13 protein-coding genes are annotated in these 13,360 nt (G+C 56.3%); 12 read left to right on the forward strand and 1 reads right to left on the reverse strand.

The window, feature by feature from the left end:
- Window positions 1-9: 9 nt before the first annotated feature.
- The 12 genes from narJ (at window position 10) to FWJ25_RS02275 (ending at window position 12,306) form a co-directional block, all read left to right on the forward strand.
- Window positions 10-750: a nitrate reductase molybdenum cofactor assembly chaperone gene (gene narJ / locus FWJ25_RS02220; protein ID WP_149598605.1), complete on the forward strand. Its 741-nt coding sequence runs from the start codon at window positions 10-12 to the stop codon at window positions 748-750.
- A 19-nt stretch (window positions 751-769) separates the two neighbouring features.
- Window positions 770-1,447, forward strand: coding sequence for a respiratory nitrate reductase subunit gamma (gene narI / locus FWJ25_RS02225; protein ID WP_149598606.1), 678 nt, complete (start codon window positions 770-772; stop codon window positions 1,445-1,447).
- A 60-nt stretch (window positions 1,448-1,507) separates the two neighbouring features.
- Entirely contained in the window at window positions 1,508-2,314 is an 807-nt protein-coding gene (locus FWJ25_RS02230; RefSeq protein WP_149598607.1) for a peptidylprolyl isomerase, read from the forward strand.
- Between the two features lie 312 nt (window positions 2,315-2,626).
- Window positions 2,627-3,376 (forward strand): Crp/Fnr family transcriptional regulator, encoded by a 750-nt coding sequence (locus FWJ25_RS02235; RefSeq protein WP_149598608.1) that lies wholly within the window; start codon window positions 2,627-2,629, stop codon window positions 3,374-3,376.
- A 41-nt stretch (window positions 3,377-3,417) separates the two neighbouring features.
- The gene (locus tag FWJ25_RS02240) at window positions 3,418-3,804 is read left to right on the forward strand and encodes a putative zinc-binding protein (protein ID WP_149598609.1); all 387 of its coding nucleotides are present in this window, start codon (window positions 3,418-3,420) and stop codon (window positions 3,802-3,804) included.
- Window positions 3,805-3,834: 30 nt separating this feature from the next.
- Window positions 3,835-4,236 carry a ribonucleotide reductase subunit alpha gene (locus tag FWJ25_RS02245; protein WP_149598610.1) on the forward strand — a complete coding sequence of 134 codons (402 nt, stop codon included), beginning with the start codon at window positions 3,835-3,837 and terminating at the stop codon, window positions 4,234-4,236.
- A 139-nt stretch (window positions 4,237-4,375) separates the two neighbouring features.
- On the forward strand, window positions 4,376-6,505 hold the full coding sequence (gene nosR / locus FWJ25_RS02250; RefSeq protein WP_149598611.1) for a transcriptional regulator NosR: 2,130 nt from the start codon (window positions 4,376-4,378) through the stop codon (window positions 6,503-6,505).
- Between the two features lie 61 nt (window positions 6,506-6,566).
- A complete protein-coding gene (gene nosZ, locus FWJ25_RS02255; protein WP_149598612.1) occupies window positions 6,567-8,462 on the forward strand; it encodes a TAT-dependent nitrous-oxide reductase in 1,896 nt (631 codons plus the stop codon).
- A gap of 223 nt (window positions 8,463-8,685) precedes the next feature.
- Window positions 8,686-9,951, forward strand: a complete 1,266-nt coding sequence (locus tag FWJ25_RS02260) for a nitrous oxide reductase family maturation protein NosD (RefSeq protein ID WP_149598613.1) — start codon at window positions 8,686-8,688, stop codon at window positions 9,949-9,951.
- Complete coding sequence (locus FWJ25_RS02265) at window positions 9,951-10,883, forward strand: ABC transporter ATP-binding protein (RefSeq protein ID WP_149598614.1); 933 nt, start codon at window positions 9,951-9,953, stop codon at window positions 10,881-10,883. Before FWJ25_RS02260 ends, FWJ25_RS02265 begins: the two co-directional genes overlap by 1 nt.
- Window positions 10,880-11,710 (forward strand): ABC transporter permease, encoded by an 831-nt coding sequence (locus tag FWJ25_RS02270; RefSeq protein WP_149598615.1) that lies wholly within the window; start codon window positions 10,880-10,882, stop codon window positions 11,708-11,710. Before FWJ25_RS02265 ends, FWJ25_RS02270 begins: the two co-directional genes overlap by 4 nt.
- A gap of 14 nt (window positions 11,711-11,724) precedes the next feature.
- Window positions 11,725-12,306: a nitrous oxide reductase accessory protein NosL gene (locus FWJ25_RS02275; protein WP_149598616.1), complete on the forward strand. Its 582-nt coding sequence runs from the start codon at window positions 11,725-11,727 to the stop codon at window positions 12,304-12,306.
- A gap of 39 nt (window positions 12,307-12,345) precedes the next feature.
- Here FWJ25_RS02275 and moaA read toward each other — a convergent pair whose 3' ends face one another.
- The gene (moaA, locus tag FWJ25_RS02280; protein WP_149598617.1) at window positions 12,346-13,335 is read right to left on the reverse strand and encodes a GTP 3',8-cyclase MoaA; all 990 of its coding nucleotides are present in this window, start codon (window positions 13,333-13,335) and stop codon (window positions 12,346-12,348) included.
- Window positions 13,336-13,360 lie beyond the last annotated feature (25 nt).

A 13,360-nucleotide genomic window follows, 5' to 3' on the forward strand; every position in this document is an offset into this window, starting at 1 on the left:
GAGGCCAACATGCAACTTCTGAAAGTACTGGCGCGGGTTCTGGAATACCCCACTGAAGAACTACAGGCCTCCAGGGATGCATTGGTGGCGGTTGTTCTGGAGGACACCCGACTGCCACGCAAGAACAAGCAGCAGCTGCTGAGTTGTCTGGACCGCTTGTGCGACGGCGACTTGCTGGATCTGCAAGAAGAGTACGTCGGCACCTTCGACAAGGGCAGGGCGACGTCCCTGCTACTGTTCGAACACGTGCACGGCGAGTCCCGGGACCGGGGGCAGGCCATGGTCGATCTGATGGATGAATACGAACGCAACGGGCTTGAGATTGACGCCCGGGAACTACCGGATTACCTGCCGCTGTTCCTGGAATACCTCGCAACGAGGCCCGCAGAGGAAATCCAGAACTGGCTTGAGGATATCCACCACATTCTCGGCTTGCTGGGAGAGCGCTTGTTCCAGCGCCAGAGCCATTACCACATTGCGATGGATGCGTTGCTGGCCATTGCCGGGCGCAAGGTTGACCGCCAGGAGCTGGCGAAAATCGTTGCCTCGGAGGAGCGGGATGATACTCCGGAAGCCCTGGACAAAGTCTGGGAAGAGGAAATGGTGAAATTCGTGGATGACCAGGGCAGCTCCTGCAGCACCGGTGGCGTTGTTGGACAGCGCCGCCGTGAGCTGGAACAAACCCAGACCATCCACCTGAGCGACAAACTGATGGCGGATGCAACACCCCGTCAGGCAGGGCGCGCCTGAGGCGCAGGAGGAAATGACGATGTCCTTTATAAACACGCTACTGTTTGGAATCTACCCGTACATCGCCCTGATCGTGCTGTTTGTCGGTACCTGGGCGCGTTATGACCATGGCCAGTTCACCTGGAAAGCCCACTCAAGCCAGATGCTGCGCAAGAAAAACATGGTGCTGGCGTCCGTGCTGTTCCACGTGGGTGTGCTGGTAATCTTCTTCGGTCACTTTGTCGGTTTGCTCACACCCCACTGGGCCTACGATTGGCTCATTACTCCCGGTCAGAAACAGGTGATGGCCATTGTGGTTGGTGGCATTGCCGGCGTGATGGCGCTGATTGGCGGCGCCATGCTCGCCTGGCGCCGTTTGACCGACCCGCGCATTCAGGCCAGCAGCAGTACCGCTGATAACCTGATTATCGTGGTTCTGGTGGTCCAGGTCGTTCTGGGCCTGCTCACCATCCTGCCGACACTCGGCCACCTGGATGGCGGCACCATGCTCAAGTTCTCAGCATGGGCACAGGGGATCTTCACCTTCCAGGGCGGCTCTGCGGATCATCTGCTGGGTGTGCACTGGATCTACAAGACCCACATCTTCCTGGGCCTGACCATCTTCGTGCTGTTTCCGTTCACCCGCCTGGTCCACATTCTCAGTGTTCCAGCGGAATACTTCACACGTCGTTACCAAGTCGTGCGAAAACGCGCATGACCTGACCTTAACCGGGGCTACTCCGTGCTGTGGCCCCGGTCTTTTTGAGAGGTGCCGAACATGCAACTCATTCCGACCGGCGATGCCGGAAAACCCAGAAACCAGTTCCCTCCGGTGTGCGTGGGTGACACCCTCATCTCCGAAGAGGACATAGCCCGTGAACTGCAACACCACCCGGCCGGGGAAATGACCGAAGCCTGGCTGGAGGCTGCCAGAAGTCTGGTGATTCGCGAACTACTCGTGGCTCGTGCGAACCGCCTGGGCCTGCCGGAAAATCTGAAGGAAGAAGAACGTATCGCCAAACTGCTGGAACAGGAGCTGGACGTTCCCGAACCAACAGACACCGACTGCGAACGCTTCTATTCGGCCAACCCGGCACGCTTCACCAGCCCGACCCTGATGGCCGTCAGTCACATCCTCCTGGCCGCAGCCCCGGACGACGTCCAGGAACGCATCCGCCAGGAAGAAGCCGGACGCCAGCTCCTTGGCGCCCTCCTGGATGGCCGCTCCCGGTTCTCTGACATGGCCAAACAGTACTCCGCCTGCGAATCCCGACACCAGGGCGGCAGCCTGGGCCAGATCAGCAAAGGCCAGACCGTTGAAGAGTTCGAACGCCCGGTACTCAACCTCAAAGAAGGCCTGAACCCGGAACTCATCGAAACCCGCTACGGCTGGCACATCGTACTGGTGGATCAACGAATCGATGGAGAACAGCTGCCCTACGACCACGTCAAACCCAAGATTCGCCAATACCTGAGCGAAAGCGTCACCCGCCGGGCCTTCCGTCAGTACCTGCAAGTGCTGGCGGCAGAAATCGGTGTACAAGGCGTGGACCTGGAGATCCCGGATTCGCCATTGATGCAGTGAAGATCCGCGAGGCCAGTACGTTAGTCTGGAGGCCGAAGTGGCACAGCACCCCAAAACTGTGCGAAGCCAGGGATGGCGAAGCTCAAGCGCCACATGGATGTGCCGCAAGGAGCGGGTTTTGGGGTGCTGTGCCGCTTTGGCCTTGCACCATGAATCTCAGGCTACTAATTAGCAAAACAAATCTTTGAGTTAGGTCAATTACTCCGGAATAACCCCCGAACTACCTCCATCGGGGGAGCGATTTTTGACCAGTACCCGCATAGTATTTAAAAAAAGATTTTCGATGCATGTATTTACCAGGAGGGACTCACCATGGGACTCATGCAAACCACCGGAACCCGATACAGCAAACCGATACTGGTCGCCGTCAACAAGCCTTTTGACGATGAAGATGGTCTCCAGGCGCTGCGCAGCCATCCGTTGTTTCGCAACATCCGGTCCAGAGATCTCGAAGACCTGATTCACCAGTCCCGACGCCTGCGCCTCGGCCACCATCAGTTGCTGTACCGTCAGGACATGCCGGCGCATCACTTCTTCTTCGTTATTTCCGGCCGGCTGCGCCTGTATCGCCTGGATTCCTCCGGCATCGACCGCACCCTGGACAGCATCGCCCCGGGCGATTGCTTTGCGGAAGTCATGATCTACGCCGATCCCCCGCGCTACGCCTGCTACGCCGAGGCGTTGAAATCCAGCGAAGTATTGATGATTCCAGTCAAGGCTTATCGTGACCTGCTGGACCGCAACCCTGAATACGCTCAGGCAGCACTGGAACACTATGCCAGGCGCGCAGTGAACCGCTTCCACGACCTGGAAATCATGACTGTTCAGAATGCCCGGGACCGCTTGATCCGATACCTCATCGATCTGCTGCCCAATGGCGCTGAAGAAGGGGGCGAAGTAGAACTGCCTCTTCCGAAATGCCTGGTTGCCTCTCGTTTGGCCATGCAGCCGGAGACATTCTCCAGGATTCTGGCAGACCTGAAAGCTAACGGACTGCTGCGGGTTAACCGAAGCAAGCTGTTTATCTCAGACCCGCAGCGGCTGATTCAGATCAGCCAGTAGCGGACAGAAGAACACCTCCGGGGCAAAGAATGGGAGGCTCCATGAAACCGAGAAGACAAAGGCCGCTGATCTATTCCTGCTCTGGCTGCTCAGATGTGGCGCAGCTGGCGAATAACGCCGCGGTTCGGCTGGATCACGCGGGGGAGTTCGAAATGTCCTGCATTTCCGGCGTCGGAGGAAAGGTGCCAACTTTGGTCAGTATTGCGCAGTCAGGTCGCCCCATTACGGTGATTGATGGCTGTCCCCTGCATTGTGCCAGGGCCTGCCTGGAAAACATCGGTGTCCATTTGGATGAACATGTGCGCCTTTACGAATTCGGATTCAAAAAGCATTACGGCAAATCTTACGACGACAGTGCCGTCGAGGACGTGTGTGACGAAGTTCGAAAGCGTTGGAACAAGCACCAATTGATTGCACGCCAGGCCTGAGCCCGACTTGCCGCTACCAAGGAATGCATCATGATCAGCAGCTATAACGACCTTATTCAGGCCTCCCGCCAACAGTCAGAGCCGCAGCGGCTTCTGTTCGTTTTCTGCCGGGCCGAACTGCCTGACGAGGCCTCTGCCATGGAACGCGCGGCGTTTGAACGAGGTGAAGGCGGAGCACTCACCCCGGTTATCTGTGTCGACAAGAACCCGGAGGAAGCGTCGGATTTTGCCGCGTTAGTAGAAGAGTCCCGTTCAACAGGGCAGGACTGGGATCTGGTGTTTGTGGGTGCGATGTCGGGGCGTGGGGGTGTATCTCCGTCCAGTGATGAAGCACAGCAGCCACTGACCATGATGGTGGAATCCATCCGGCTGGGGAATATTGGCCAATTCCTTCCTCTCAATTCGGCTGGTGAGGCTGTTGCTCTGGCCTGAATGACTTGAGTCAACGGTCGGAACCTATCCACTTAGAGGTATTTGATTTTCGTTAAGTTTCACTAGCCTGTTTCTTAATACCTTTTCCACACATTCTCGTGCCTTGGGGGCCTTGGTGAACCGGATCTTCGGAATCCTGATGTGTCTTTGCGTTATCTTCGGAAGCGCTTTTGTTTCAACGACATCGGCGGCGCCGGTCGGCGAGTATGAGCCGATCGCTGCTCGTCAGGTGATTGAAGCGGCGGTGCCTGGTGTTACCGAAATAAAGCCTCGTGAGGGCAACCGGGCCATTCAGGAACTCTATGGCGACGGAGAACTCAAGGGCTACGCCTATCAGAGCCTCGATTTCCTGCAAACGCCTGCTTATTCCGGTAAGCCGCTGAACATCGTTGTCGTTCTCGACACCGAAGGGCATATCATCAAGTCCCACGTCATCGAGCACCACGAACCCATTCTTCTGGTGGGCATCCCCGAAAGTAAACTGCATGACTTTACCGATCAGTACATCGGGTTAAAGGCCGATCAACGAGTCACCGTCGGTGGCACTTCAACCGAGACCCGGGTGGCGGTTGATGGTCTTTCCGGTGCTACCGTCACTGTGATGGTGGTTAACGAAGTCATCATGAAAACGGCTCACCGGGTAGGTGCGGAGCTAGGGCTCGTGAAGAACACCGGTAAGACCCGCCCGCCGATTGCCGAGGTACAGACTGATGGATTCGAGCCCGCGAGCTGGCAGACCCTGACCGGGGAAGGCTCCATTCGCCATATGATGCTGACCCGCGGTCAGGTGGATGATGCCTTCAAAGGTACACCAGCTGAGGGGGTGGACGCTGCAGCCCCTGAAGCACGTGATGAACCGTTGATTGATCTCTACGCGGCCTATCTCAATGTTCCTACCATTGGCCGGAACCTGCTCGGAGACAAGCAATACCAGTGGCTGATGTCTGAGCTGAAAGACGGTGAGCACGCCATGGCGGTGGTCGCCAACGGGGATTATTCCTTCAAGGGCTCAGGTTATGTTCGTGGCGGCATTTTCGACCGGGTCCAGATCCGTCAGTTTGGCGATACCTTCAATTTCAGAGATCTCGATTATTACCGCCTGAGTGATGTCTATGCCGAGGGCATGCCCGCTTTTGGCGAGATGGCCATCTTCATCGTGCGGCAGCAGTACAACTTTGATCCCGGTACCGAATGGAGCCTGGAACTGACCGTAAAACGTCAGACCGGTCCGCTGGATAGTGAATTCCAGGTATTCCCTCTCAGCTATCAGTTGCCGGATCAGTATTTTACCCGCGCCGAGCCGGTGCTGACAGAAGAGGACATGTTGGCGGACCAGCCCATGTGGGTGCAGGTCTGGTATCAGAAGGACTTCCAGATTGTCGTGCTTTGCATCGGGCTCGGGGTGCTGCTGTTTATCCTGTTCTTCCAGGACTGGTTGGTGCAGAAACCGAAGATGATGCGTTGGATACGGCACGGTTTCCTTGTCTACACCCTCGTCTTTATTGGTTGGTATGCGCTGGGTCAGTTGTCGATTGTGAATGTGCTTACTTTCGTCAACAGCCTCATCAAAGGATTCACCTGGGAAACCTTCCTGATTGATCCGATGCTGTTCGTGCTCTGGGCGGTGGTAGCCGGCATCGTCCTGCTGTGGGGGCGGGCCGTGTTCTGCGGCTGGCTGTGTCCTTTCGGGGCGCTTCAGGAACTGCTGAACGAAATTGCCCGAAAGCTGAAAATACCCCAGTACACCGTGCCATTTTCCTGGCATGAGCGCCTGTGGGCGATCAAATACATTGTCCTGTTGGTGTTGTTCGGGGTTTCGCTGGAATCCATGGCTACCGCTGAGCGGCTGGCAGAAGTTGAACCCTTCAAAACCTCGATCACCCTGCATTTCGACCGCAGCTGGCCCTTTGTGAGTTACGCCGTGTTGTTGCTGGTGGTGAACCTGTTTACCCGCAAGGTGTACTGCCGCTACATCTGCCCCCTCGGTGCCGCACTGGCGCTGCCAACCAAACTCAGGGTGTTCGACTGGCTCAAACGCCGGAAGGAGTGTGGTAACCCGTGCCGTCTGTGCGACCACGAATGTGAAGTTCAGGCGATCCACCCGGACGGGCACATCAACTACATGGAATGCCATTACTGCCTGGATTGCCAGATGACCTATTTCGATGACCATAAGTGCCCGCCGCTGATCGTCAAGCGTCGCGGCAAGCGCCGTGGTCATAACGCTCCTGGACACCCGGAAGAGATCCCGGTCACCCAGGTGAACTGAGTAGTCCCTATAAAAAAACTGAGAAGCAAAACCGCCATAATCAACAACGGAGTTGGATGCTATGAAGAAGCAAGAAGATCTGACCAGGGAACAGTCCGAAGCGCCAGAAGGCGGCCTGAGTCGCCGCCGCTTTATGGGTGCGGCAGCCATTGCGGGTGTTGCCGGTGCTACCGGCCTTGGTTCAGCCGTGATGTCGCGGGAAGCGTTTGCTGCAGCCGCTGAAGAAGCCCGGAACAAGTTTGTCATTCATCCGGGTGAGCTGGACGAGTACTACGGTTTCTGGAGTGGTGGACACCAGGGTGAAGTCCGGGTTTTGGGTGTTCCGTCCATGCGGGAGCTGATGCGTATTCCGGTATTCAATGTGGATTCTGCCACCGGTTGGGGTCTGACCAACGAAAGTAAGGACGTACTGGGCCGTGACAAGACCTACCTCAACGGCGACTGTCACCACCCCCATATTTCCATGACCGATGGCCGCTATGACGGCAAATATCTTTTCATCAACGACAAGGCTAACACCCGGGTTGCCCGGATCCGTCTTGATATCATGAAGACGGACAAAATTACACATATCCCGAATGTCCAGGCCATTCACGGCTTGCGTCTGCAGAAGGTACCGAAAACCAACTACGTATTCTGTAACGCGGAGTTTGTGATTCCGCAGCCGAACGATGGCAGCGAGTACAGCCTTGAGAAAAGCTACACCATGTTCAACGCACTGGATGCTGAGACCATGGAGGTGGCCTGGCAGGTGATCGTCGATGGCAACCTGGACAACACCGACGCTGACTACACCGGCAAGTACGCGGCATCTACCTGCTACAACTCGGAGAAGGCCGTCGACCTCGCAGGCACTATGCGTAACGACCGCGACTGGGTGGTGGTGTTCAATGTCGAGCGTATCGAAGCTGCAGTCAAGGCTGGTAAGTTCAAGACCATTGGCGACTCCAAAGTACCTGTGGTGGATGGTCGTCACGGCTCTGATCTGACCCGCTATATTCCGGTGCCGAAGAATCCTCACGGTCTGAATACCTCACCTGACGGCAAGTACTTCGTTGCTAACGGTAAACTGTCACCTACGGTTTCCATTATTGCCATCGACAAGCTGGATGATCTGTTTGATGACAAGATCGGCGAGCGTGATCCGGTGGTGGGTGAGCCGGAGCTGGGTCTTGGGCCTCTGCATACAACCTATGATGGCCGTGGCAATGCTTACACCACGTTGTTTATCGACAGCCAGGTGTGTAAGTGGAACATTGCCGATGCGATCAAGCACTACAATGGCGAGAAGGTGAACTACATTCGCCAGAAACTGGATGTGCACTATCAGCCGGGCCACAACCATGCGTCCCTGACGGAATCCCGGGATGCGGATGGCAAGTGGCTTGTGGTGCTCTCCAAGTTCTCCAAGGACCGTTTCCTGCCGGTTGGTCCGTTGCATCCTGAGAATGATCAGCTCATCGATATCTCCGGTGAGGAAATGAAGCTGGTGCACGATGGTCCGACCTATGCCGAGCCCCATGACTGTATCCTGGTTCGTCGTGATCAGATCAAGACCAAAAAGATCTGGGAGCGTAACGATCCTTTCTTTGCCTCGGCGGTTGAGCAGGCCAAGAAGGATGGTGTAACTCTGGAGGCCGATAACAAGGTGATCCGTGATGGCAACAAGGTGCGTGTTTACATGACGTCTGTTGCACCTCAGTACGGTATGACCGAGTTCAAGGTCAAGGAAGGAGATGAGGTGACGGTGTATGTCTCCAACCAGGACACCATCGAGGATGTGTCTCACGGCTTCTGTATGGTTAACCATGGTGTAAGCATGGAGATCAGTCCGCAGCAGACCTCTTCTGTGACCTTTACGGCGGGCAAACCGGGGGTTTACTGGTACTACTGTAACTGGTTCTGTCATGCGCTCCATATGGAGATGGGTGGTCGGATGATTGTCGAGAAGGCCTGACCTTCTTGTACCGGGGCTTGCTTGTCGGGCTCCGGTGCTCTCCCGAATGTCGGGGGAGCAAACCGGGAGGAGAATCCTTTCCAAAACACGCTCCTGGCGGCCCATCCATGGGGCGCTTGGGCTTCGCCATCCATGGCTCCGCACAGTTTTGGAAAGGACTCTCCTCCCGGCTTGCCAGAGATCTGGAGTGGCCTGATAGAAAACATCTCTAAGAGAGTTATTGATGTATCAACATTTGCGTTATGGGGTGGCCCTGTCAGTCGCTCTTTTATCGCTTGCCGCACATGCGGACCTTCAAGAAAAGCTGGATGCACTGGAGCCGGGTGCGTCTTTCGAGCTTCCTGCCGAACAACTCTCGCCGTTGGTTATTCGTGTGCCCGGAGTCACCGTGTCCTGTGCTGCGGGGACGGTTATTGATGGTGGCGGGCAAGGGAATGCGGTGGAGATTCAGGCGCCGGAGGTGACGCTCTCGGGGTGTGACGTCCGTAACTGGGGACGGGATCTGAATAAGCTGGATGCCGGTATTTTTGTGGCCCGGGACGCCCGGGGCGCGGTCATCGAGGAGTCACACCTTCAGGGGCCGGCGTTTGGTGTGTGGCTGGATGCGACACCGGATGTGACGGTCAGGAACAATGTCATCCGTGGTGACACGACACTTCGTTCCCAGGACCGGGGCAACGGGGTGCATCTGTTCAATACCACCGGGGCGCTGATTGAAGGCAACGACATCAGTCAAACCCGGGATGCCATTTATATTGAGACCGCCAACGGTAATACGATTCGCGGCAATGTGATGACGGATCTGCGTTACGGCATCCATTACATGTACTCGATGAATAATCTGCTGGAGAACAATGTGACCCGGGGGACCCGGACCGGGTATGCGTTGATGCAGAGTAAGCGGCTGAAAGTGCTGAATAATCGCTCCGAAAACGATGAAAATTACGGGATTCTGATGAATTTTATTACCCAGTCGGAATTGCGGGGCAATGTGATCAACGGAGTGTCACAGGGGCAGACAGCCGGGGTGGTTATTTCCGGTGCCGAAGGCAAGGCGGTGTTTATTTACAACTCGCTCTACAACACCTTTGAGGGCAACTATTTCGGGGACAGCAATATCGGCATTCACCTGACGGCAGGTTCCGAGGAGAACAAGGTGTTTGGTAATGCCTTTGTGAACAACCAGCGCCAGGTGAAGTATGTCGCCACCCGAACTCAGGAGTGGTCGGAAGACGGCAAAGGTAATTACTGGAGCGATTACCTGGGCTGGGACAGGGATCAGGACGGACAGGGTGATGTGCCCTATGAGCCCAACGACAATGTGGATCGCCTGCTATGGAAGTACCCGGAGGCGAAGATTCTGATGTTCAGCCCGGCAGTGGATACCTTGCGCTGGGTTCAGGATGCCTTTCCTGTCGTCAAGGCAGCAGGCGTCGCTGATTCTCATCCTTTGATGAATATTCCCCCTGAACTGCAACCGGAGCGCTGATGAGCTGTTTTCGTTTGGATAATGTCAGTTACCGCTATGACAAACGCCCGGTGCTGCACGGTATTGATCTGAGCCTGGAAGAGGGAGAAATCCTCGGGCTGTTCGGCCATAACGGTGCGGGCAAGACAACATCGATCAAGCTGATCCTCGGGCTCATGCAGCCTGTACAGGGTCAGGTTACGGTGTTGGGTGGTCAGGCGGGGGACCCGCAGGTAACCCAGCATATTGGTTACCTGCCGGAGAATGTGATGTTCTATCCCCAGCTCACCGGCCGGGAAATTCTCAGGCACTTCGCCCGTCTCAAAGGGGCCTCTCTCCGCCAGGTGCCGGAACTGCTGGATCAGGTTGGTTTGAGCGATGCCATGGATTCCCGCACAAGAACTTACTCGAAAGGCATGCGCCAGCGTCTGGGGCTGGCGCAGGCTCTTCTCGGGAAACCAAGATTGTTGATGCTCGATGAGCCCACCGTCGGGCTGGATCCGGTGGCCACTGCTGATTTGTATCGTCTGTTGCAGGGACTGCGGGACGAAGGCACCGGTATTGTGCTGTGTTCCCATGTGTTGCCGGGTGTAGAACCCTACATTGACCGAGCGGCCATTCTGACCGATGGTGCGCTGAAGGCTTCAGGTAACCTGGCAGCCTTGCGCCAGCAGGCTCACATGCCTGTCACGCTATCGCTGAAGCCTGCCAACAGCGTCTCCGCTCTGGAAAAAGTGATTGATGCTGCCCAGACAAGCACCGGGCTGATGACCAAAACCGGACAGGGGGAACTGCGGGTGGATGTGCAACCCAGGGAGAAAATGGCATTGCTGGAAAGTGTTATGAAATCTGGTGAAGTGGCGGATGTAAGCATTCACCAACCCAGCCTGGAAGACATCTATGTGCATTTTATCGGGTCGGGTGGTCTGGCCCATCGGGGAGGTGGCCGATGAGTAGCGTCTGGACCATCGCCCGCAAGGAGTTAAGTGACAGCCTGCGTAACCGCTGGCTGATGGCGATCTCTCTGGTCTTTGCCAGTCTCGCCCTGGGCATTGCCTGGTTCGGCGCAGCAGCGTCGGGCCAGGTGGGCTACGCCTCGACACCGGCTACCATTGCCAGTCTGGCAAGCCTGGGTATTTTCCTGATTCCCTTGATTGCGCTGTTGTTGGCTTACGATGCGATTGTCGGTGAAGAGGAGGGCGGAACCCTGTTGCTGCTGATGACCTATCCGCTCAGCCGCAGTCAGTTGCTGCTCGGGAAGTTTCTGGGGCACGGTCTGACGCTGGCCCTGGCTACGCTGATCGGGTTTGGAGTGGCCGGTGTTGCCATCGCACTGCTGGTGGATAATGTTGCGATCGTTAGCCTGGCGATTGCCATGCTGCGTTTTATCGCCTCTACCGTTCTTCTGGGCTGGGGATTTATTGCCCTGGCCTATGTTATCAGCGTGAGAGTCAGTGAAAAGCCGGTAGCCGCGGGCCTTGCGTTGGCGATCTGGTTCTTCTTTGTGCTGATTTTTGACCTGGTTCTGCTGGGCACTCTGGTTGCCAGTGAAGGCAAATTCAACGCAGAGCTGTTGCCCTGGCTGCTGATGCTCAACCCAACCGATATCTACCGTCTGCTCAATATCGTTGCCTTCGGGGATGGAGCTCAGCTCAGCGGTGTATTGAGTCTGGGAGCTGATCTTCCTGTTGGCGCCGTCGGCCTCTGGTTTGCTCTGGTGCTTTGGTTTGTCATCCCGCTGGCCGGTGCCCTGTTGTTGTTCCGAAATCGTCGAATCTGAATGGAGTTTTCCTGATGAAACCATCAAATCTCAGTGGGTTGTTGGTACTGCTGGCGGCCATGACGCTGGCAGCCTGCGGTGGTACCGAAGAAGCAGTGGCCAGCAAACCGGTCCCGGTGAACTTCCAGAGTGGCGACGAATGCCATGTCTGCGGCATGGTGATCAGTGGCTTCCCGGGACCGAAAGGAGAGGCCATCACCGAAAAGGAACATCAGGTTCACAAGTTCTGTTCCACCAAAGACATGTTTGCCTGGGTCCTGCAGCCGGAAAACATCAACCGGGAACACACGCTTTATGTTCATGACATGGCACAAAGCGAGTGGACAGAGCCTGACGACACGGACCTGATTGATGCCCGGGATGCGTTTTACGTGGCTGGCTCGAATCGCATGGGAGCCATGGGGCCAACACTGGCGTCGTTCGCTAGCCGGGACAGTGCTGAAGCGTTTGCCAGTGAATATGGCGGGAACGTTCTCAAATTCAGCGAAGTAACTCTGGGACACCTGAACAGTCCGATGCCGGCGAGTGATTCCGGAGAGTTGCTGATGGAGTCAATGGATCATAGCCGCATGGATTCAATGCACACGGAGCAATGAGCCGGAAAGGGAAAGATGAAAGATCGGGGAACTGGGGTGTCACCCCCCCGTCATGTTCATGAAACGAAGGATCTGGACGTCGCCATTGGTTGAGAAATGATGGCGTTCAGGTTTCAGGTCCATGGCGTTGATGATGGTCTGGCGGAGCTTGTTGTCCGATGTCGGGTTAGCCCGCAGTACCCTGCGCAGATCAACGGAATGTTCGTTACCCAGACACAGCAGCAGCCTGCCTTCCACCGTCACCCGCACACGGTTGCAGGTGGCGCAGAAGTTATGGGAGTGGGGTGAAATAAAGCCGACCCGAATCGGGCTGTCCGGCATGCGGTAATAGCGGGCGGGGCCGCCGGAGTCCTCAGTTGCAGGAACCAGTTCATGGTGCTGCCGAATGGTCTCTCTGACTTCCTCGCTGGTACACAGCGCAAGACCGCGATCATGCTCGGAGATCTCACCCAGCGGCATTTCCTCAATAAAGCTGATGTCTACCTGCTTGCGACGGGCAAACTCGATCAACTCGGGAATTTCCTCGTCATTGCGACCTTTCATCACCACCGTATTCAGCTTGATGCTCCGGAACCCGGCTTTGCGGGCCGCGTCGATGCCGTCGAGAACCTGGTTGAGCTTGCCTGTCCGGGTAATGCTGTGGAATTTGTCGGCATCGAGGGAGTCAAGGCTGATGTTAAGGCGGTGCATGCCAGCCTTGCGCAACGGTTCAGCCATGGTCGCCAGTTGGCTTCCATTAGTGGTCATGGCGAAGTCCCGCAAACCATAGGAGCCAATCTCTCTGACCAGGTCGAGTATACCGTTGCGGACCATGGGCTCACCGCCGGTGAGGCGGATCTTTTCGGTGCCCAGAGACACAAAATTACGAGCCACGCGAGCAATCTCTTCAAGGCTGAGAACTTGCTGCCGAGGCAGGAAGGTCATGTCTTCAGCCATGCAATACACGCAGCGAAAGTCACACCGGTCTGTGACGGACAGGCGCACGTAGTTTACGGTGCGGCCAAAGCGGTCTGTCAATTTTTGCGGCATGGGAACGAATCCTGCGTGCGTGACG

This window comes from Marinobacter salinexigens (genome assembly GCF_008370345.1).
Lineage (GTDB): Bacteria > Pseudomonadota > Gammaproteobacteria > Pseudomonadales > Oleiphilaceae > Marinobacter > Marinobacter salinexigens.

Bases quoted from the DNA above. Each gene is read 5' to 3' on its own strand.
- FWJ25_RS02265 (WP_149598614.1), top strand. From the start codon at position 9,951: ATGAGCTGTTTTCGTTTGGATAATGTCAGTTACCGCTATGACAAACGC.
- FWJ25_RS02240 (WP_149598609.1), top strand. From the start codon at position 3,418: ATGAAACCGAGAAGACAAAGGCCGCTGATCTATTCCTGCTCTGGCTGC.
- FWJ25_RS02275 (WP_149598616.1), top strand. From the start codon at position 11,725: ATGAAACCATCAAATCTCAGTGGGTTGTTGGTACTGCTGGCGGCCATG.
- FWJ25_RS02270 (WP_149598615.1), top strand. From the start codon at position 10,880: ATGAGTAGCGTCTGGACCATCGCCCGCAAGGAGTTAAGTGACAGCCTG.
- FWJ25_RS02260 (WP_149598613.1), top strand. From the start codon at position 8,686: ATGTATCAACATTTGCGTTATGGGGTGGCCCTGTCAGTCGCTCTTTTA.
- FWJ25_RS02235 (WP_149598608.1), top strand. From the start codon at position 2,627: ATGGGACTCATGCAAACCACCGGAACCCGATACAGCAAACCGATACTG.
- narJ (WP_149598605.1), top strand. From the start codon at position 10: ATGCAACTTCTGAAAGTACTGGCGCGGGTTCTGGAATACCCCACTGAA.
- moaA (WP_149598617.1), bottom strand. From the start codon at position 13,335: ATGCCGCAAAAATTGACAGACCGCTTTGGCCGCACCGTAAACTACGTG.
- nosZ (WP_149598612.1), top strand. From the start codon at position 6,567: ATGAAGAAGCAAGAAGATCTGACCAGGGAACAGTCCGAAGCGCCAGAA.
- nosR (WP_149598611.1), top strand. From the start codon at position 4,376: ATGTGTCTTTGCGTTATCTTCGGAAGCGCTTTTGTTTCAACGACATCG.
- FWJ25_RS02230 (WP_149598607.1), top strand. From the start codon at position 1,508: ATGCAACTCATTCCGACCGGCGATGCCGGAAAACCCAGAAACCAGTTC.
- FWJ25_RS02245 (WP_149598610.1), top strand. From the start codon at position 3,835: ATGATCAGCAGCTATAACGACCTTATTCAGGCCTCCCGCCAACAGTCA.
- narI (WP_149598606.1), top strand. From the start codon at position 770: ATGTCCTTTATAAACACGCTACTGTTTGGAATCTACCCGTACATCGCC.